Source organism: Marinobacter sp., assembly GCF_035268745.1.
GTDB lineage: Bacteria > Pseudomonadota > Gammaproteobacteria > Pseudomonadales > Oleiphilaceae > Marinobacter.
In genome coordinates, this window is the sequence record NZ_DATFKH010000117.1 from 1 (window position 1) to 20,074 (window position 20,074).

General features: G+C 56.5%; 19 protein-coding genes and 1 pseudogene. 4 read left to right on the plus strand and 16 right to left on the minus strand.

Annotated features, from left to right (window positions below; all coding sequences use genetic code 11):
• Positions 1–100: 100 nt before the first annotated feature.
• A pseudogene (locus VJ956_RS08540) lies at positions 101–253 on the minus strand (DoxD-like family protein); the annotation flags it as partial.
• Positions 254–413: 160 nt separating this feature from the next.
• Here VJ956_RS08540 and VJ956_RS08545 point away from each other — a divergent pair.
• Entirely contained in the window at positions 414–1,322 is a 909-nt protein-coding gene (locus VJ956_RS08545) for a LysR family transcriptional regulator (protein WP_324083806.1), read from the plus strand.
• Positions 1,323–1,565: 243 nt separating this feature from the next.
• Here the strand turns inward: VJ956_RS08545 and VJ956_RS08550 are convergent, their stop codons facing one another.
• Positions 1,566–3,149, minus strand: coding sequence for a hypothetical protein (locus VJ956_RS08550; protein ID WP_324083809.1), 1,584 nt, complete (start codon positions 3,147–3,149; stop codon positions 1,566–1,568).
• Positions 3,146–4,033: a LysR substrate-binding domain-containing protein gene (locus VJ956_RS08555; RefSeq protein WP_324083811.1), complete on the minus strand. Its 888-nt coding sequence runs from the start codon at positions 4,031–4,033 to the stop codon at positions 3,146–3,148. Before VJ956_RS08555 ends, VJ956_RS08550 begins: the two co-directional genes overlap by 4 nt.
• 112 nt (positions 4,034–4,145) lie before the next feature.
• On the opposite strand from VJ956_RS08555, the gene VJ956_RS08560 reads away from it, so the two are divergent.
• Together VJ956_RS08560 and VJ956_RS08565 are read left to right on the plus strand one after the other, a co-directional pair.
• Positions 4,146–4,358: a DUF1127 domain-containing protein gene (locus VJ956_RS08560; RefSeq protein ID WP_324083812.1), complete on the plus strand. Its 213-nt coding sequence runs from the start codon at positions 4,146–4,148 to the stop codon at positions 4,356–4,358.
• 22 nt (positions 4,359–4,380) lie between these two features.
• Positions 4,381–4,806 (plus strand): GFA family protein, encoded by a 426-nt coding sequence (locus VJ956_RS08565; RefSeq protein ID WP_324083814.1) that lies wholly within the window; start codon positions 4,381–4,383, stop codon positions 4,804–4,806.
• 44 nt (positions 4,807–4,850) lie between these two features.
• On the opposite strand, the gene VJ956_RS16345 is transcribed toward VJ956_RS08565, so the two are convergent.
• From VJ956_RS16345 to VJ956_RS08605, 9 genes are all read right to left on the minus strand, one after another.
• The gene (locus VJ956_RS16345; RefSeq protein WP_414674410.1) at positions 4,851–5,018 is read right to left on the minus strand and encodes a hypothetical protein; all 168 of its coding nucleotides are present in this window, start codon (positions 5,016–5,018) and stop codon (positions 4,851–4,853) included.
• Positions 4,942–5,313 carry a hypothetical protein gene (locus VJ956_RS08570; RefSeq protein ID WP_324083817.1) on the minus strand — a complete coding sequence of 124 codons (372 nt, stop codon included), beginning with the start codon at positions 5,311–5,313 and terminating at the stop codon, positions 4,942–4,944. Before VJ956_RS08570 ends, VJ956_RS16345 begins: the two co-directional genes overlap by 77 nt.
• A 114-nt stretch (positions 5,314–5,427) precedes the next feature.
• Entirely contained in the window at positions 5,428–6,228 is an 801-nt protein-coding gene (locus VJ956_RS08575; protein ID WP_324083819.1) for a sulfite exporter TauE/SafE family protein, read from the minus strand.
• Between the two features lie 37 nt (positions 6,229–6,265).
• Positions 6,266–7,774 carry a gamma-glutamyltransferase family protein gene (locus VJ956_RS08580; RefSeq protein ID WP_324083821.1) on the minus strand — a complete coding sequence of 503 codons (1,509 nt, stop codon included), beginning with the start codon at positions 7,772–7,774 and terminating at the stop codon, positions 6,266–6,268.
• Between the two features lie 52 nt (positions 7,775–7,826).
• Positions 7,827–8,546, minus strand: coding sequence for a GntR family transcriptional regulator (locus tag VJ956_RS08585; protein ID WP_324083823.1), 720 nt, complete (start codon positions 8,544–8,546; stop codon positions 7,827–7,829).
• Positions 8,543–10,219, minus strand: coding sequence for an ABC transporter ATP-binding protein (locus VJ956_RS08590; protein WP_324083824.1), 1,677 nt, complete (start codon positions 10,217–10,219; stop codon positions 8,543–8,545). Before VJ956_RS08590 ends, VJ956_RS08585 begins: the two co-directional genes overlap by 4 nt.
• Positions 10,220–10,229: 10 nt before the next feature.
• The gene (locus VJ956_RS08595) at positions 10,230–11,123 is read right to left on the minus strand and encodes an ABC transporter permease (RefSeq protein WP_324083827.1); all 894 of its coding nucleotides are present in this window, start codon (positions 11,121–11,123) and stop codon (positions 10,230–10,232) included.
• A gap of 1 nt (position 11,124) precedes the next feature.
• Positions 11,125–12,156, minus strand: coding sequence for an ABC transporter permease (locus tag VJ956_RS08600; RefSeq protein ID WP_324083829.1), 1,032 nt, complete (start codon positions 12,154–12,156; stop codon positions 11,125–11,127).
• 12 nt (positions 12,157–12,168) lie between these two features.
• A complete protein-coding gene (locus VJ956_RS08605) occupies positions 12,169–13,782 on the minus strand; it encodes an ABC transporter substrate-binding protein (protein WP_324083831.1) in 1,614 nt (537 codons plus the stop codon).
• Between the two features lie 333 nt (positions 13,783–14,115).
• Here VJ956_RS08605 and VJ956_RS08610 point away from each other — a divergent pair, with 333 nt between their 5' ends.
• The gene (locus VJ956_RS08610; protein WP_324083833.1) at positions 14,116–14,811 is read left to right on the plus strand and encodes a GntR family transcriptional regulator; all 696 of its coding nucleotides are present in this window, start codon (positions 14,116–14,118) and stop codon (positions 14,809–14,811) included.
• A 21-nt stretch (positions 14,812–14,832) separates the two neighbouring features.
• On the opposite strand, the gene VJ956_RS08615 is transcribed toward VJ956_RS08610, so the two are convergent.
• Genes VJ956_RS08615 through VJ956_RS08630 form a run of 4 tightly spaced genes read right to left on the minus strand, consistent with a single transcriptional unit; the run spans position 14,833 to position 20,071 of the window.
• The gene (locus VJ956_RS08615; RefSeq protein WP_324083835.1) at positions 14,833–15,438 is read right to left on the minus strand and encodes a pyridoxamine 5'-phosphate oxidase family protein; all 606 of its coding nucleotides are present in this window, start codon (positions 15,436–15,438) and stop codon (positions 14,833–14,835) included.
• A gap of 36 nt (positions 15,439–15,474) precedes the next feature.
• Positions 15,475–16,701 carry an amidohydrolase family protein gene (locus VJ956_RS08620; protein ID WP_324083837.1) on the minus strand — a complete coding sequence of 409 codons (1,227 nt, stop codon included), beginning with the start codon at positions 16,699–16,701 and terminating at the stop codon, positions 15,475–15,477.
• Positions 16,698–19,205: an ATP-binding cassette domain-containing protein gene (locus tag VJ956_RS08625; protein ID WP_324083840.1), complete on the minus strand. Its 2,508-nt coding sequence runs from the start codon at positions 19,203–19,205 to the stop codon at positions 16,698–16,700. Before VJ956_RS08625 ends, VJ956_RS08620 begins: the two co-directional genes overlap by 4 nt.
• Complete coding sequence (locus VJ956_RS08630) at positions 19,202–20,071, minus strand: branched-chain amino acid ABC transporter permease (RefSeq protein ID WP_324083842.1); 870 nt, start codon at positions 20,069–20,071, stop codon at positions 19,202–19,204. Before VJ956_RS08630 ends, VJ956_RS08625 begins: the two co-directional genes overlap by 4 nt.
• Positions 20,072–20,074 lie beyond the last annotated feature (3 nt).

Here is a 20,074-nt window from a genome sequence, read left to right on the forward strand (position 1 = left end):
CGAAAGGGGGAGGTCTGGCGAATAAACCGGCCCTCCGCATCTTTCGCCTGCACCGGTTGCCAGTTTTCCTGCCAGATCCCGTTAACCAGCATCAGCCAACCCTCCCGGTTCCTTCCAGGCCGTACCCGCCGAACCAGCCAAGGAGTTTCTGTGCACCATGGGCGGCCAGAACAACTCCGACCGGCACCCGCAGTACCAGCGCGGCGATACCGCGGTTGGACTGGAACAATGTCTTTGCAAATTGAGTGTTCATGATAGTCACCTCGATTTTCTTCTGTGGGTGTGTTCCTGAAGCCAGGCCCCAGGCGATGTGACTACTGTACTATCACCGAATAAAAAGACTAAGATGGCCGACGTTGCTTTATTATTCATGAAGTGTTGATAATAAAAATGACCTGAATCCTGGAGATTCCATGGACCGAATTGATGCCATGCGTGCCTTCGTCACTGTAGTGAATGAAGGCACCTTCACCCGCGCTGCCGACCGGCTGGAGCTATCACCGCAACTGGTGAGCAAATATGTATCGCAGCTTGAACAGCATCTGGGTGTACGCCTGCTCAATCGCACCACCCGCAAAATCCATCTCACCGAAGCGGGAGCAAGCTACCACCTGCGAGCCCAGCAGATTCTCAATGACATCGACGATACCGAGAACGAGCTCGGTGACCTGCAAACCGAAGCTCGTGGCCTGCTGCGTATCAGCGCCCCTACATCCTTCGCCATTCATCACATGGCAACGCTACTGAGCCGGTTCCAGCAGGCTCACCCGGCCGTGGGCATCGATCTGCAGCTGAGCGATCGCAAGGTGGACATCGTGGAAGAAGGGTTCGATATCGCGCTGCGGATCGGTCACCTGAAAAGCTCCTCACTGATTGCCAAACGGATCGCGCCGGTGCGCGTGGTGATGTGCGCGTCGCCGGATTACCTGAACCGATACGGCATACCCCGAAGCCCCGAAGATCTGAGGGACCACCGTTTCCTGAGCTACAGCTATATGGATCTGGATGCCAGCCAGCCCCTGCTTCGCGAGCTTCAGCACAGCGAGCGCAACCACAGCAGGGATATGATCAGCAATAACGGCGATGTGCTGGTGGCAGCTGCCACTGCCGGTGCAGGCATTGCACTGCAGCCTACCTTTATCGCAGGCAACGGCATCATGAAAGGAGAACTGCAGGTCATACTGGCTGACCATGAGCCCGAACCCCTGGCGCTTTACGCTGTCTATGCACACCGCCAGCTGTTAGCTAGCAAGGTTCGGAGCTTTATCGACTTTATCGACGGATTCTTTGGCGATCCGCCTTACTGGGATCAATTTAAATAGGTGCAAAAGATCCGCTTTGCGGTGATGACGTCGAAACCATTGGAAAGCGGACCTTTTTACCGCGATGAGATGAGCCAGTGAAGGGAGTCTGAACCAGAGTAGGTTCACTCATAGGCCAGGAGTGGCGAGGGCACCAGGATAAGTCCAAGCTTTTAAACAAAAGCGAACGTTGATTCCATGGAACAAAGTGATGCTTTGTTTTCAAAGCGAACCTCGGCACGTATTAAATTTGCCGGCCTCGACTTAACCCCCAAACCTTGTTTTCCAGCATTTGCAGCGCTCCGCATCCCGCTCTTCGTAGAGACGGTTTGCCGTTGGAAGATCAAGCATGGTTTCGTCTTCCCGATCTTGACCGATGGCAGTCAGGCGCATGGTGTACCAGGCGGTGATCCCGCCTGGTGGCGCAGACTCGAACCTGGGGAACTCAACATCCTGGCCGTGCTCTGACAACCAAACGTGCGGCAGGTCCGGGGCCAACACCATGGCTCGTGCCAGCCCAATCACATCAACACCGTTGCTTTCTAGTGCCTGAAGCGCCTGAGCACGGCGTTTGAAACCACCGGTGACCATCAACGGAATGCTGGTTTTCTTTTTCGCAGCCCGCGCAAATTCCTCAAAGTAGGGCTCACCGGCACGATAGTTCTGAATCGGTTTCATCCCTGGGAAGTAGGTTCCACCGCTAATATCGATGAGATCGGTAGAGGTTGTGTCCAGATGGCTGACCACTTCCAGAGCATCGGTTTCAGTCATGCCACCTTCTAATTGATCCATCGAATTGATGCGAATTGCAATTGGAAAACTAGGCCCAACAGCGGCTCGAACCCGGTTAATTATCTCGAGTACGATCCGACACCGCGAAGTTATCGAGCCCCCGTACTCATCCTCCCTAAGATTGAACAGTGGACTCAGAAACTGACTGAGCAGAAAGCCGTGGCCAGCGTGTATCTGCACGCCTGTGAACCCAACGGATTTCGCAGTGGATGCCGTTTTTGCAAAACGGTCAGGCAAATTCTCGACCTCTGCAACGGACATCCCATTACATTTTAGTTCCTCCAAATCGAGGGCGGACGGTCCTTTTGGCTGACTGATCGGTGCATGGGACAGCGCTCCGGCGTGACCAAGCTGTGCCCAGAGATGATTGCCATTTGAAGTGCCCCGTTGGGCCAGATGCTGAAACATCGTTCTATTCAAACCCGGTCCTAGAACCAGGTTGCCCGGTCTCTCAGGAAATCGTGAATCTACCTGCACCTCACCAATGACAGACAACGCAGCGCCCCCTTTCGCCCAACGCTCATAGAGTCTCGCCTGTTCTTGGGTCGGGTTTCCCGCCCCGTCGCCGAGCGAGTCAGACATCGGCGATTTGACCATTCTGTTCTTCAAGACCGCGCCACAGGGAAGGGTCAATGGTTTTGAAAGCAAGTCCAGCTCGCTGGCAGAAGTCATGGCATGTTCCCGCTGGGTTGTGTCAGGTTCGATCGGATTTGGTAGAGGAAAACGACAAAAATCAGACAAAAAAGGCTGTCTTCCACAACAATGATAAATACCTGTTAGGCAACCTGTTTTTTCCTTGCTGATGGGCGCAACGCAAGAGCCGATGATTGCGGGCCCTTGGAAAAAGTTTTTGTTGTAATCCCTGCCACTTTCATCATTGTAAAAGGCTCTGACGATTCCTTCCTCCATAAACGCGATGTCTTGAGCATATTCGCCTTCTCGAATGCAAAAACTGCCTTTCTCCAGGGTTTCAGGGTGAAAGCTGGTCTTTACGAATTCCATCATCGCCTCTGACACGGGCGCAACTTGGCTGAGGTAGGCGACCAAGCCCTTCATTGACGGGGTACTCTGTTTGAAATCCAAGACACAAATGCCCGCACTTTGTCCGTTCTGAATTTGGCTTCGGGTGCCACCAGGTAATAATGAAATTCGGCAGGCATCGAGAAATCCAGTGGGCGGATCAACAGACCTGACTCAAGCATGTCGGCAACAAGACTCAGGCGAACCAGTGAGATGCCTCGGCCGGCCAACACCGCTTCCACTTGTGCCGAGGCTTCGTTGACAGAAAGTTTTACAGCGGGATCCGGGATGTCGATGCCCAGGGCTTTCTGAAACTCAAGCCATGAGCCGTGCATATCTATCGACTCATCGATTAACCAGGGCAAGTGAGCAAGATCGGCTGCAGTGATTCTCCGGTTACCCACGAGTGAGGGGTGGCACACAACAACCAGAGACTCAGCCATCAAAAATCGTGTCTCGAGTCCCGGGTAATTCCCTCTGCCGTAGCGTATGGCCAGATCCACGCCATCGCCCTGAAAGTCGACCAGGCTGAATCCCGGCATGATGCTGATCTTCAGTTCCGGGTGCTTTTCCTGAAACTGGCTGATTTTTGGCATAAGCCAGCGATTTGCGAAGGATGGCAGAGTCGATACCTTAAGATTCTTGGGATCTGAATTGGGCGTAAATTGGGCGATGCCTCGTTCCAGCTCCTGAAACCCAGTCTCGACGAAGCCCGAGAGCCGGCTTCCTTCAGATGTCAGTTTTACTTCACGAGTGAGCCTTTCAAACAGTTTGAATCCCAGAAAGTCTTCCAGTCCTCGAATGTGGGTGCTTACCGCGGCGTTGGAGATATTTAACGCTTCCGCAGCGGCTTTGAAACTTAGCTCTCTGGCGGCGTATCGAAACACTTGAAGACCCCTAAGCGATGGCATCGCCTGCATAAGAGCGCCCTACGGTTAATTTTTAGTTAATTATTGCACGCTTTAACCCGTTTGTGGAGTCAGCTTAATGGCGAAAGCATTAGGCTGAACTTAACAGAAGCGGAGATTGCACATGTCAGCCACATCCATCCCAATCGTCCAGGGCAAAACCAAACACCACGCCAGCGATGCAAAGCAACGCCTGATTCGCCGGATCAAACTTTGGTATATCAACTACCGGACGCGGAAGCAGCTCTCACGCCTTCCTGATTCCATGCTCAAAGATATTGGTGTGTCTCGAATTGACGCTGAACAAGAAGCAAGTAAGGTTTTCTGGAAAGACTGATGACTCGAAGGAGTGTGAAGGTATGAAACACACTGGCAGCTGCCTTTGCGGAGGCATTCAATACGAGATAAACGGCCCGCTGACAGAGGTCCTGAACTGTCATTGCTCGATGTGCCGAAAGCTCCATGCCTCAGCTTTCCGCACACGGGCAAAGGTACAGTCTTCTGATTGGCACACTGTAAAAGGTCAGGAATTGATAAGGTTCTATGAATCCTCGCCGGGGGAACACAAGGGTTTTTGCGGGAACTGCGGTTCCAGTCTTTACACGAAATTTGATGCAGCCCCCGAAATCTTTGGTTTCCCCCTCGGAACGCTGGATACAGACCCGGGAGTAAAAGCCGAGCGCCACATCTTTGTGGGCAGCAAGGCTCCCTGGTTCGAGATTAAGGACGATCTGCCTCAGCATGACACCGACCAGGTTATTAAAACAGGCAGGTACCCGGCCTGAGCCGGCGGTGTCGGCAACCAGACTGAGGCTGGCCAGCCCCAGCGCTACGGCCACTGCCGAGCCCGAACCGGAGCCGCCGCTGATGTAATCAGGATCGAAGCACTCTTGCAGATACCCCAGGGGGAGCGGGTGCCGTTAAGGCCTGTGGCAAACTGGTCCAGGTTGGCCTTTCCGACAGGGATGGCGCCGGCATTGATCAACTGCTGAACCACCTGCTAAGAAGCTGGCGGGGTAACTAAAGCCTTCGCAACCTGCGGTGGTTGGAGTTCCGGCCAGGTCGATATTGTTCCTGATCACGAAGGGGATGCCCCACAATGGACAGTCAGCCATAGGCTTGTCGGCCAAAGCATCCAGATAGGGCTGTTGTTCGGCCGCGCTGAGCTGATAGATCCAGATGTTATGCTCGGCGTACTGCTGCGAGCGTTGGCGGATATCCGCCATAATCCTCGCGGGAGTCAGCTTGTTATCGTTATAGGCGCTCTGTAGGGCATCGATGTTCACACGCATATTAATCTGTTCAAATCCCTTGTCCTACATGGTCGAGATTTTGTCTTTTCATGTTTACCAATGACTACCTGGTAGTGGACCGGATTAGTCGCTATTGAAAATCGCAGCATTCGGTCACAGATGGGACAACGCATCGAACAACATTTTGCCGGCGACCATCAGCAGCAGCCCACCAAAACATCGCTTCAGTGTGGGGGCCGGTATTCGATGGCTGAGCGACACACCTACCGGCGCCAGGAGTACCGTGAATGTCGCAATCAGCGCCACGGCTGGTAAGTAAATATAACCAAGGGACCAGGGCGTCACCGACTCGTCCCAACCCGAGATGGCGTATCCAAGGGTGCCTACCAGTGCCAGCGGAAAACCCAGCGTGCTGGACGTAGCGACCGCGCGCTGTATGGGCACGTTAAAAAAGACCATCAGCGGGACCATCACGTTGCCGCCGCCGATACCCGCCAGTCCGGACAGCGTGCCGCTGAACAGGCCCAGGCCTGTGGTGCCAGAGTTCCCTGGCATGGCGCGTGAAGGGTCTGGCACCCAACGGCTCAGCATGATGATAGAGGTCACCAGCAGGAACAAGGCAATACCCACTTCGAGCACCGCAGCTGGCAGGCGCGCGGCGATAAAACCACTGAGGAAACTGCCTGCCACCACGGCCGGCGCCCACAGCCGGAATATAGTCCAGTCGACAGCCTGTCGTTTGATCTGGGCACGGGCTGCCGATATCGACGTGAAGATGATCGTACACAGCGAAGTGGCAACGGCCGTTATTACAATAGATTCGGAGGGGAAATCCTGAGCCGAAAGAATCATAACCAGCGCCGGCACGATAACCACACCACCCCCTATACCCAGCATGCCAGCCAATATGCCGGCCACAATTCCCAGGGCGGAACAGGCAATGATCATGTCCATGATTTTCCCTTACTTCGTTTGGTTCAAGAGATAACGATCACTGAGCCAGTGCGGTGCCTTCTCCACGAGGGTCGTGCATAGCCTCCCGCCGGCCGTCGGGCTGAATCGCAATGACCCCGGCTAAACCGGTAAATGGGCTTAGCTTTGGAATCCACTCGATATCGTGGCCACGCGCTGCCAGCGATTCCCCCACTCCAGGCGCGATGTTCTGTTCAAGTTTTAAGCTCTCGTTGCTGCCAAAAAAGCTGCGGCCCTGCAAGAATCGGGGGGCATGCAATGCCTTTTCAACAGGCTGGTTGAAATCCACCAACTGCGTCGCGAGTACCATCTGAGTCTGTGGCTGACCATCGCCGCCCTGGCTTCCGAAATAGAACTGCGTGCCATCATCGGCGAGATAAGCGGATGGATTCAGGGTATGGGCCGGAAGTTGGCCAGGCGCCCAGGCATTCTTGTGGGCTGGGTCAGGGCTGAACCCGGCAGCACGGTTGAGCCAGAGGATGCCAGTATCACCCACCAGACAGCCGGAACCGAAGTCATGAAACAGGCTTTGCATCAGGCAGGCAGTACGGCCCTGGCTGTCACTGGCTCCAAGCCAAACAGTGTCAGCAGGCCTGCCTTCTTCCTGCCAGGGCACGGCTTTGTCCAGATCAATGGCAGCGCAGTCGGTTAGTGCCCGGGCAGGGTTCAACAGTCGCTGGGTATCCGGGTTACCTGCGACTGGATCACAGAGTTCCCGATTACGGTGCTTGAGCTGGGCTTTTATAGATTCCACCAGATAATGAAAGTAGTCAGCGCCTCCATTTTTCAATGCAGCAAGATCAACTGGATTCAGGGTATTGAGAGCGCTAAGCGTATACAAACCCTGTGTCGGCGGCGGGAAATTATAAAGGATGCCGGCCCGGTAACGGATGCTTAAGGGAGGCGCGTGCCACGCCCGCGTCGCACTCAGATCGTCCCGGATCAGGCCGTTGCCAAGTTTTTCAAAGCCTGCAGCCAGAGCGGTGGCCAGCTCGCCGTCGTAAAAATCATCCACGCCGGCGCGCGCGAGATGAGCCAGGGTTTCCGCCAGGGACGGTCGTGTGACCAGCGCACCTTCTGGATGTAATTCACCCGTCTCGTCGCAGCACAGAGTGGTGAGATCGGGCAGGTCACGAATCAGCCTACGGCGCTGTTGCTGCCAGAATGCCTGTGACTCTGAGACTTCATAACCATAACGGGCAAAGGCCACAGCCTGTTCCAGCAAATCGGGCCAGGTCATGGTAGAACCCCAACGGTCGCGGCTCCAGTCATGGGCCAGGGACCAGCCACGCAGAGCGCCCGCAGTTGTGGCGGCTGATGCGGGACCGCGACCGTCGATCCTTCCCGTATCCGGCAGGCGGTGCCCTGCTTGCCCGAGCCCCATCAGAGTATCCACCTTTCCGCGATCACTGAGAAGCCACAAGGCATCACCCCCAATTCCAGTCATGTGGGGGTAAACAACGGACAACACAGCACCAGCGGCCATGGCCGCATCAATAGCCGAGCCTCCCGCGCGAAGAATCTCCATGCCGGCCTCCGTGGCACGGTGATCAGGCGTGCATATTACGCCGATTGGGGATTCAGCTTTCATGGCTGGAACCCGTATCGGAACCTCTTTCTGGTGGCTGGTTTTCAGCCACGAACTCAGCCGACATGGTGCCAACGGTCTGGAGATGCTGCCGCATGAGTCGGGCCACTCCGTCAGCATCCCCAGCGAGGATCGCCCGGACAATGACATCGTGCTCTTCCCATGATTTGCTGACACGATTCGGCATTCGAAACTGGGCCCGTCGAAACGGGGCGAGCCTCATACGGGTAGCTTCCGCGAGTTGCTGTAACTGGCTGCTCTGAGCTCCCTCAAAGATTAATGTGTGTAATTCATGGTTATATCGGCTGTAGTCGTCGACGGTACCATCACGCAGCACATCCAGCGATTCCTGGTGAAGCTGCAGCAGAACTTCCCTTTGTTGCTTGTTCATGCGCAGGGCCGCCAGCCGCGCCAGGGCCGCTTCTAGTTCTGACATGGCCTCGTACAGGTCAGTGAGGGCCTGGAAAGAAAGAGTCGCAACGATGACACCGCGGTTCGGACGGTGAGTGACCAGCCCCATGGCAGCGAGATGGCCAAAGGTTTCCCGAATGGGGGTTCGTGATACTCCAAACCGCTCTGCCATACTCCGGGCATCAAGCTTGGTGCCGGGCATCAGTCGGCCACTGACGATATCGTCGGCCAGGTTTTGAACAATACTGTCCACGACACTGCCCTTGCCGGCACGTTCGTAGGGCAGCGGAGTCTGTGTCATGCATGGCCTCTTTCTGCAACGCCACCAGGCGAAGGTGGGTGAGGAATAGCTGCCAACAGAGTGCGAGTATAGTCGGTGGCCGGGTTGTCCAGCAGCTGGCCCGAGTCACCTTCCTCAACTACCATACCGTTCTGCATTACCATGATGCGACCACAAAGCAGGCGCACCACGTTAAGGTCATGGCTGATGAACAGATAGCTCATGTTGAGACGGTGTTTGAGGTCTTCCAGCAGGTTCAGCACCACTGCCTGAACCGAAACGTCCAGTGCGGCCGTGGGTTCATCGAGAATTAGCAATTTCGGTTCCAGTGCGATGGCCCGGGCAATGCCAACACGGGCTTTCTGACCACCCGACAACTGGTGGGGAAAACGGTCCAGAAGGTGCACTGGCAAGCCAACCAAGCCGGCCAGTTCGATCACTCTCTGCTCTCGCTCCTTGCGGCTCACCTGCGGCGTCAGGCGGTGAATCGGGTCACCGATAGACTGGGCAGCGCTCCAGCGGGGATTCAGGCTGTCGGTGGGGTCCTGGAATACCATCTGCAGTTTGCCGCGCAGCGTGTGGCTGGCAAACTTTGAGGCGGATACTGGCGCTATGTCCTCGCCCAGAAATTCGATGACCCCGCCGCTGGTGTCGAGCAAGCGCATAATCATGGCAGAGGTGGTAGATTTTCCGCAGCCGCTTTCACCCACCAGGCCGAGGCTCTCACCCTCGCGAATTTCGAACGAAAGGTTCTTGACCGCAATATGGGCGCTTTCGGAGTCGGGTTTGCCGAACTGTTTGCGCAGGTTTTGAACGTTGAGAATCGGCTCACCGAGCGCATGTTCTTCCGGCAGCCTCATGGCTTTGGCCCGGGCCTCGGGCGTCAGTAGATCCCTTATCCGGGAATCCCGGTGTGGCGTCGCCTGAAGCAGTTGTCGGGTATAGGTTTCCCGGGGATGGTGGAACAACTCGGCGGAACCGTTGGCTTCAATGATCTTGCCGCTTTGCATGACCACCAGTCGGTCACAGTAAGCTGCTGCCAGTCCCAGATCATGGGTGATCAGAACGGTGGACATCTTGTATTCGCGGGTGAGTTCAACAATCAGGTCCATCACCGCTTTCTGGGTGGTGACATCGAGACCGGTTGTGGGCTCGTCCGCAATTAACAAACGTGGCCGGCAGGCCAGCGCGATGGCAATTACCACCCGCTGGCACATGCCGCCGGAAAGCTCAAAGGGATAGGCGTCGTACCGCTGCTCCGGTTCGCGGATTTTCACGGCCTTAAGCATCTCGATGGCCTTTTCCCGGGCGTTACTCCGCGTGGCCTGATTGTGCTCCTTCAGCACATCTGCTACCTGTTGCCCGATACGACGTATAGGGTTAAGGGCTGCGCGGGGATTCTGGAAAATCATCGAGATCTCGCGACCGCGAATATCCCGCATGTCCTTCTCACGTGCCTTGTGCAGTGGCATGCCGCCATAGGTGATTTTGCCACCGGCGATATGGCCCGCCCGATCCAGGATTCGCATCACCGCATAGGAGGTTACCGATTTGCCAGAGCCGGATTCGCCGACAATACCCAGGGTTTCACCCTTGTCGACAGCGACGGAAATATCGTCGATTGCCCGCACGGCCCCTTTGCGGGTGACGAAGTCCACACTCAGATGCTGTATATCCAGCAGCGGCACACTCATGGCGAACTCCTCAGGTGCGGCGCTGGGGATCAACCAGATCCCGCAGACCATCGCCGATCAGATTGAAAGTAAACACCGCCAGCATCAGCGCCATACCCGGGAAGATCACCAGCCACCATTCTCCGGAAATAATGAAGTTGGCGCCCTCGGCTACCATGATTCCCCATTCCGGGGCCGGGGGCTGAACACCGAGGCCGATGAACGAGAGACCTGCAGCGTTTAGGATGGCCCAGCCCATGTTCAGGGAAATCTGTACCATCATTGGCGGCAGCGTGTTGGGGAAAATGTGGCCGAACAGCACCCGGAGCTCGGAGTTACCGGACAGTCTTGCTGCCTGCACAAAGCCCGCGTTGCGGCGAATGCTGACCTCCGCCCTTGCCATGCGGGCGTAGAACGGCAGATTGATGATTGCGGTGGCGTAGACAATGTTTTCGACGGTGTTGCCGGCGGCGGCCACGATACCCATTGCGAGAACAAAAAGTGGGAACGCCATGATGGTATCCACCAGTCGACCCGTGATGCGGTCAGTCCAGCCGCCGAAGTAACCGGCAAAGGATCCCATGATGGAACCCAGAACGAAGGAGATGGCCACGGCCGAGACGGAAATCAGCAAGTCCAGCCGTGTCGCGACCACAACCCGGGAAAACACGTCGCGACCCAGTTGGTCGGTGCCAAACCAGTGCGCGGCGCTGGGTGGCTGTAACGCCGGGCCGACGCCCGTATTCAATGGGTCATAAGGCACCAGATAGGGACCGAAAATTGCCATGCCTATAAACAGGGCGAACAGACCAAAGGCCATTCCGGTAACCGGATTTTCCGAGGCGACATGGCGCAGATGCTGCCAGTAACTGGTGCGGGGCGGCCCCTGGAGCTGGGCAGATGCTGCAGTATTTGCGCTATTCATCTCAGGCATCCTCGCCGACGCGAGGGTCGATCATGGTGTAGATCACATCGATCAACAGGTTAAGGGCCACAAATAGCAGCGCCATGGACAGCACGAAGCCCTGGACAGCAGCGTAATCGGATACCACCAGGGCCTCGACTGCAAATGAGCCAATTCCCGGCCAGGCAAACACCTTCTCTACCAGCACATTGGCGCCGAGAACGAAGGAAAATACCATCCCCAGGGTGGTCACCACGGGCAACAAGGCATTGCGGAAAGCGTAGGTCACCAGTACCCGGCGGCCACTCAGCCCCGCTGCCCGGGCGGTGCGAACGAAATCGCTGCCCAGGGTTTGCAGCATGGCGGCCCGTGTCATGCGGGCAATTGGCGCCAGGGTAAAAAGGGCAAGAGTAATCAGTGGCAGGGCGAGTTGAGCTAGGGCGGCCCTCAACACCTCCCATTCACCCGCAATGATGGCGTCGATGGTCAGGAAGCCTGTCACCGAGTCCGGCGGCAGATACATCATATCCAGTCGCCCCATCGGGGGTGGGGCCCAGTCAAGCAGGTAATAGAATACGTACATCAGGGCCAGACCAGTGAAGAAGGTTGGCAGGGAGACCCCTGCGGTCACCAGAAAACGACAGATATGGTCGATCCAGGTATTGGGCCGTGTGGCGGCCAGAACCCCCAGAGGTACTGCAATGATAAACGACAGTAGCAAGGCACCGAGGGTCAGCTCCAGCGATGCCGGCAGCCGATTGGCCAGCTCCGAAACTACCGGCTGGCCAGTGGATACGGCCACGCCCAGATCACCCTGCGCCAGATCCTTCACGTAGGTCAGGAACTGGACCGGAAGGGGCTGGTCTAGCCCCAGGTTACGACGCACCTCCTCGATGGAGGCCTGGTCTGCCATGGGGCCGGCGAAATAGGCGGCCGGATCACCCGGCAGTGCGCGTGTCAGCAGAAAGCAGACCACCAGAATACCGAACACGGTGGGCAGCGCCTCAAGAAGGCGCAGCGCCACCTTGCGTACTTTCAGCCAGATTGGCGACACAGTGTCTGCCCCCTAAACCGGCTTCAATGCGCGAATGTCCATCTGGCGATGGAACCAGTATTCGTAGCCGGCCACAGAGTCGGTGAAGGCAACGTTCAGGGTTGGCTGCCAGAGCGGAATCCGCGGAATGTCCTCAAACGCCAGCTCGATCATGCGCTTCACATTGGGAGCGTACTCCGGGTTGTCCATGGCCATATCCAGGGTCTCGTCCACCAGCCGGGCCATCTCGGGGTCGTCGTAGTTGTAGGAGTTGAACAGGTTGCCCTTGATGTAGGCCCAGTAGAAGTAATAGTCCGGGGTGTTGAGCCAGCCGCCAAAGTTCTCAAGGTGAAGTGGCAGCTTCTTCTCGACCAGAGCAATGGTGCGCCAGTTGGCGCCGGGGATTTTTTCGATAGTGGCGCGGATGCCAATATCAGCCAGCCCCTGCTGGATCAGCAGCGCTGCTGGTTCTGCCCAGTCGGCATTGGACAAATTGAATGAAAGTGGTACATCAAAACCGTCCTCATAGCCGGCTTCGGCCAGAAGGGCTTTCGCTTTTTCCAGGTTCTGGGAATAAGGAGACTTCTGGGGCCAGGCGATTTTGTCCACCGTGTCAGTGCCTCCCCACATTGGAACGCCCTGCTCATAGGCGGCCTGCTCGAAGATCTTCTGATAGGGAACGGACCATGCAACGGCCTGGCGGACCCGTTTATCCTTGAAAGGCTCGAACTCCAGATTTGTGCAAAGAGAGTAAATACAGTTTTCGATGGGCGTGCTGATCACCTTCACTCCCGGTTTATCAGCCAACTCCTTCGCATCCTTGTTGGGAATGTTGTGGGATGCACTCACGCTGCCTCGTTCAATCAGGGCGCGGCGTGTTGACTGAGCCGGCACTTCCCGCATTATGACGCGTTTGAATCCGGGCACATCTCCGTTAAGCCAGTTGTCATTGCGCTCGTAAACCAGCTGTTCACCGGCATCCCATCGGGCAATCCTATAGGCGCCGGATCCGGCGGGGTTACGATGTAGGTACTCGGTGGCCCAGGGGTCGTCATCAGTGGCGTTGGCTTTGGCTACTTCCGAATTGATGATGATGGGGATAGGCGTGGCCAGGTCAGGCAGCGCGAGCTTGGAAGGGAAAGGCAGGGTTATGCGGAAGGTTTGGTCGTCAACGACTTCAAACTGCTCTGGCGACGATAGCCTTCCGGCCTTCATTTGTACCGTAGGAAAACCGCCCAGAGAAACTGCGCGGTCCAGGGACCACTTTACATCGTGCGCGGTCACCGGCTTACCGTCCCAGAAGGTCGCGTCTTTACGGACCTTGAAGGTCATTACGGTCCGGTCTTCGCTGATCTTCCAGGATTCGGCGAGTTCTGGCTGAACATTATCAAAATCATAGCTCAGCGAGCCGTCCGGCATTGTTTTAGTGCCAAAGGATACCAGTCGGTCATAGCAGTTGATTGCCACCTGATAGCTGGCGCGGTTGGTGCCGCTGCGGTGAATGTCCAGACTGTTGATGGTCCCGCCGATTACCACAACCGCTGTTTTCTGGCTAGCAGCCGCGGCCGGAAGAACCTTGAAAAGGGGGAGAATGCTTGCCCCTACAGAGAGTGAAGTGACGCCCTTTAGAAAGTGTCGACGATCCATGCTGCATGCTCCTGACAGTTAAATAACAAAAAATTGCATGCAATCAATGAACCAACCCTGAAGGAACTCAGTTTTAAATTTTAAAAACTATATAATTCAATTAATTAAGGTTTATTTTTTTAAAAAACGTTCAACCATGTCTGTGGTTATTGGGCTAGGCCTTTTCTTGCTTTCCGCACTAAGACGGAGCAAGAATGCACCGATAGAAAGCCACGGTTTGAACAGTTTGCTTCCCAACTCCGCCAGGGAGATAATAAACCGTTAAAATTGCTAGCTATTAAGTGGAAGAGCCACCTTGAATTGCCGCGAAACGCATTGTTTAACAGAGAAAAAATGGGCGCATACACACGAACCAACAAGCAGAAAGAAGTTGAACGCGTTATCGAATCTTTATCGCGCGCTATTGCACAGCACCTGTTGCCACCGGGCACCCGGCTGGTAGAGGCTCAGATTGTCGATTCCCTGCGGGCAAACCGAAACCACGTCCAGGCTGCGCTTCAACGTCTCGCGCTGAACAAGATTGTCACCATTGAGCCAAATCGGGGTGCTCACGTGAGTCAGCCCTCGGCCCAGGAAGCAAGAGAAATTTTTGTGGCTCGCCGGGCCATTGAAGGTGCTGTCGTCGGGTCGATAACGCCGGAGCTGATGCGAAAATTCGAGCAGAATGTATCGTCCCACATGGCGGCCGAAAAAGCGGCCACCGATAGTACCGATAGGCGGGCGATTGTGCGCGAGCTGAGTAGTTTCCACCGCCTGCTTGGTCGCATAAGCGGAAATAGGGTGCTTGCGGATATTCTTGATAACCTGATGGTGCGCAGTTCGCTGATTGTTGCTCTGTATCAGCGGAACGATGAGCCGACGTGTCAGCACGATGAACACCGCACAATCCTAGAGGCCCTCAAGTCCGGTGAAAATGACCAAGCAGTGGCGCTGATGAGCCATCACCTTCATCATCTGGAGTCAGAGCTCGCGCTGGACGGAAGTGATGAACATGATATTGACCTGCGATCCGTACTGGCAGAAATTTAGGTTATGGCAGGTTGGTAATTGTTACAGATCCTTCTCGAACCGCTTAATCATATCCTCCTGGCTTTCCGGTGCTTCGGCGACGGACAATTGGTCATTCACCATTTGCCCCAGCGTGGGTAGCTTTGAACGGTCAATCCTTGAATCGGGCGACCAGAGCTTTGAGCGCATCAATGCCTTGGCGCAATGTAAAAATACCTCTTTTATCGTTATCTCGATGCAAGTCTTTGGCGGATTTCTTTCGTCGTGGAATCTGCCTAGATATTCGGGTGCGTTGGATAGCCGAGCAAAGCCATTAATTCGCAATGTCTCGTCAACACCGGGAATCAGAAACAGACACCCCACACTGCCCGTCTCGATAATATTGACCAGGCTGTCCAGGCGATTGTTACCTTTTGCATCAGGAACAACCAAGCATGTTTCACTCAGAATAGAGACAAATCCAGGCTCGCCTCCACGAGGCGAGCAGTCAGCTGATCCAGATTGCGAGCAGGTGGACATTAGAAAAAATGGCGAGCGCTCAATAAAGTTAATCGAATGTTTTTCCAGGCAGCTCAGCTGCCTATCTTTAAACCTCTTTTTCGGGAAGCCATAAATGTTTCTGAGTTGCTGTTCTGAATCAATGTACATGGTTTTTCCTGGTTCCTTTTCTGAGTTCCATGAAGATCAGGGGCTCAATAATGACGCCGGCACCCGCTCAAAACTCTGTCGGCCCCCCTTGAAGGCCATCAGCGGCTGCCCCAATTCGGCGATCACCGCGGCCGGAGTGTCCGCGTCCAGTACGATGAAATCCGCATGGCAACCCGGAGCAAGGCCATAGTCCTGCAAACGCAGCAGCCTGGCTGACTCCTCAGAAATCCACGTCAGACAGCGCGCCAGTTCAGCCGGTGTGCCCTGATGGCACACGTTCGCCAAAAGATTGGCCTGGCGGATGAGTGATGCATCCCCGAACGGAGTGAAAGGGTTACCGACGTTATTGGTGGACAATGAGCAGGTGACGCCACAGTCATGGAGACGGGGCAGCGGCGCCACGCCCCGGGGCACATTGTGGGTGTCGTCCCGTCCATTCAGGAACAGATCGGTGGAAGGCAGAGCTGTGACCTGAACGCCGGCCTCCGCCAGTGCCCGCGCGGTCTCCTCAAAGAGCTCCGGCGGAAGAGCTGACAGTTTGGTGACATGCCCGATGGTTACCCGGTTCTGCCACCCGCACTCCCTGGTGCAGCGAATGACTTCAGAAATCGTCATGCCTTCAGGATTCAGGTCAAAATCCAGGTGCATGTCCAGGTCGCAGTCGTAGCGTTCTGCCAGTTCGAAAAGTCGCCGGATCTGTGCCGCCGGGTCACTGTCCATGTAGGGGCAGCCTCCCAATACCGTAGCGCCATTCTCCAGAGCTTCACAGAGGAGTTCTTCGGTGCCGGGGTTGTTGAGCAGCCCTTCCTGTGGGAATACGCATATCTCGAGGCCCAGGGCCCAGGCATAGTCCTGCTTTAACCGCAGGATTGCCCGGAATCCGGTCAGACCGATGCCGGGGTCGAGCTCCACATGGGTACGCATGTAGGTCGTGCCCTGGGTGATGGCCTGTTCCAGAAGAGCTGCGCCGCGCTGATAAACGTCTGCCTCGGTAAAGTCAGCTTTCGCGGCCCTGGTCGTGGCCACCGCTTCCGCGAGAGTGCCTTCGTTAAGCTCACACCGATTCATGATACAGGCCTTATCCAGGTGAATATGCGTCTCGATAAGGCCCGGCAGAACAAGATTGCCGCCGAGATCTATTTCACTCGGCAGTGATACCTCGTTCGTGAAGGTCTCGACAAATTTACCCTGGTCCACTCTCAATTCAGTGATTTTCGCCGGTTGATCCGGCAGCCTCAGATTCTTGAACAGTATTGAAGTCATGCAACGCTTTCTCCCAGGTAGGCCGCTTCAAGTTCCGGATCATTGCGAAGGGCCTCGGCACTGCCGGAGTGGACGACGCGACCGGTCTCCAGTACGTAAGCACGGTCGGCCACTTGCAGAGCCAGATTGGCCATCTGATCTACCAGCAACAGCGTAACTCCCTCGTCCCGCAGCGCAGCCAGGGCATCGTAAAGCTCTGCTACCATTGCAGGCGCCAGACCAAGCGACGGTTCATCGAGAAGCAGGATCGATGGCTTTGCCATCAATCCGCGGCCAATTGCCAGCATCTGCTGCTCGCCCCCCGAGAGGAGTCCGGCAGGACTGCTGATACGATCCTGCAGGCGCGGGAACCGAGCCAGGATATCCTCGATATCCTGGTCCAGGCTGGACCTGTCGGCGCGTGTATAGGCCCCCATGAGGAGGTTGTCCCGCACGCTCAGCTCCGGAAATACCTGGCGCCCTTCCGGTACCAGTGCCAGTCCCCGGCCTGCAATCTCGCTGGCGTCCATGGTCTCGATATTCTCGTTGTTCAGCACAATCCGGCCACTGCTGGCCGGGTGCAGGCCGGCGAGTGCCTGCAGGATGCTGGACTTGCCCGCACCATTGGCTCCGAGGATGGCGATTAGCTCGCCCGGATTCACCACCAGGCTAACGTCCTCCACCACCGGGGCGGCGCCATAGTCGATTACCAGGTCTTTGACAAAAAGGGTAGCATCACGGGAACCGGACCAGGGCTCTGGTCTTGGCGGCGCCTGATAGTCGGTGCTGCCAAGGTAGGCTTGCACCACCTGAGGGTTACTGCGAACTTCCTCGGGCTCGCCCCAGGCGATGGGCTGGCCGGAGTCGAGCACCAGAATCCGGTCTGAAACCGACATCACCATGGCCATGTCGTGCTCCACCAGGATGACCGCAATGCCGTAACCGGCAATGGTCCGCAAAAGCGCCGTTACCTTATCCGTGTCGGCCCGGCTCAGCCCGGCTGCGGGTTCGTCCAGCAACAGTACCTTTGGTCTAAGCGCGAGAGCCCGGGCGATTTCTACCAGCCTGCGATCTACATGTGGCAGGGTTTCGGCCTTGGTGTGAACGCATCCCCGATATCCGACCAGTGCCAGAAGATCCAGGGCTTGTTCGACCCGCCCGGGGGCGGGCTCTCGCCAGCAATCCTCCAACTGACCACGCTGCATGCCTGTCAGCAGGTTCTCCAGTACCGACAATCCGGAAAATAACTGGGTAGTCTGGTAAGTCCGGCCAATGCCGGCCCGGGCGATTTTCCAGGCAGGCAAACCGGCCAGATTGTCATCAAGGAGAATACGGCCCTTGTCTGGTGCGTAGAAGCCGCTGATCATGTTCAGGACGGTGGTTTTGCCTGCTCCGTTCGGTCCAATGATGCTGGTTACCATGCCCGGTCTGGCGTCAAAACTGACTCCCTCCGCTGCCTGCACGCCGCCGAACCGGATGCCGATGTCCTTTACCTTCAGCCCGTCAGGGGCGCCGGCATCGCAGGTAAGGAATTTTTCCAGCCGGTCAGTATCCGGTTTTTGCCGGGGTGTTAGGGGCGCTGGCTTTGAAAACCGGGCCTGAAGTACGCCAAGTGCGCCGGTCGGAGCAATCCAGAGAACCGCCAACAGGGCACCAGAGAAAAGCAGCAGTCGCATCTCGGCCATGCCCGAGAGTAACTCTGGAATCAAAACAATCAGGATGGCGCCTAGTAGGGGCCCGAACACCGTCCCGGCGCCGCCGACAATGACGGCGAGCACAAAGAGTATGGACTGGGTAAAGGGAAAGGAATCAGGGTTGATAAACATCATCAGCGGCGACAGCAGCGAGCCGGCCAGACCCGCAAACAGCGCCGACAGAGCGAAGGCCAGAGTCTTTGTCTGCACCGGATTGAAGCCCAACGAACGGGCCGCAATCTCGGTGGCCTTGACCGCTCGGATGGCCCGCCCCCAGCCACTGCCTGCCAAGCGGTGAAAGAACATCAGCGAAACAACCATCAGGGCCACTGCGATCAGTGCCAGACCGGTATCCGCCGGCAGGCTGCCGGTATCCGGCATCGGCACTCCGGCCAGGCCATTGGCTCCGCCGGTGAAAGACCGCCATTCGATCAGCCCATGGTGCACGATAAAACCAAAGGCAATGGTCACCATCGCCAGGTAAGGGCCGCTGACTCTCACTGCAGGTATCGCCAGCAGGGCACCGACAGCGGCAGTCACCACGGCAGCACTGGCCATTGCCAGCGCCAGCGGCACTCCAGCCATCGTCATCAGCGCCGACGTATAGGCTCCGATGGCATAGAACGCTACGTGACCAAAGGAAATCTGGCCACTGAGGCCGATCAGGATATTGAGGCCGCTACACACCACCGTTGTAAGGGCGATGAGGGTCATCACCAGCAGACCGTAGCCGCCCAGGGTGAATGACAGCACGGCGCCCGTCAGTGCCAGCAAAGCCAGCAGGCCAGGTACTATTAATCGATGGGAAGCCACTGCGTTTGCAGACATCATACTTTCACCAGCGTTTTGGAGCCGAACAGGCCATTGGGACGTATTGCCAGGGCAACGATCACCAGGCTGAATGTCAGGATCTGGGCCAGGGTAGAGCCGAGGTTAACGATGATCAGCGCTTCGGCCAGACCGAATAGCAGCCCCGCGAGCACCACCCCGTTAGCGCTGGCAATACCCCCAAGAATGGCTACGGCAAAGGCCTTTAGCCCGAACAGCATGCCCATTTCCGAATGCACACTGACAAGGGGCGCTATCAACAGGCCTGCAATGCCGGCGAACACTGTTGAGACCGCAAAAGAAATGGCCACGACCCGGTTCACATGAATGCCCATCATGCGGGCGGCTGTCGGATTCTGTACGGTGGCGTCCAGTACTTTGCCCAGGCGGGTGTACCGACGGGTCAGAACCAACACCAGCACGATCGCCGCCACCACGGCGGGAATGATCAACTGCATAAGGTCGACACCGGTGCCGAAAAGCTCCAGGCGATGGTCGACGGCTTCCAGCGTGAACCTGCGCGGCTCTTTGCCGAAGGTGAACATCACGATGTTGTCCATCAGCAGGCCGCCAGCGACAGTGGCCATTAACCATGCCTCGGAACCACGACTATGGAATGGTCGTACCAGGAAGCGCTCAATGACCAGGCCATAAACCGCACATGTTGCCAGTGTCAGAAATGCGGCTACCAGCCAGGGCAGCCCCAGTGTGATGCTAAAGGTGTAGCCCAATACGGCGCCCACCATCATGGCACTGCCCTGGGCGAAGTTGACCGTTCTGGAAACGATGAAGGTGATGTGAAATCCCAGTGCCAGCAAGGCGTACATACTGCCCATGCTGAGACCACTGATAATACTGGCGGTGATCATTAT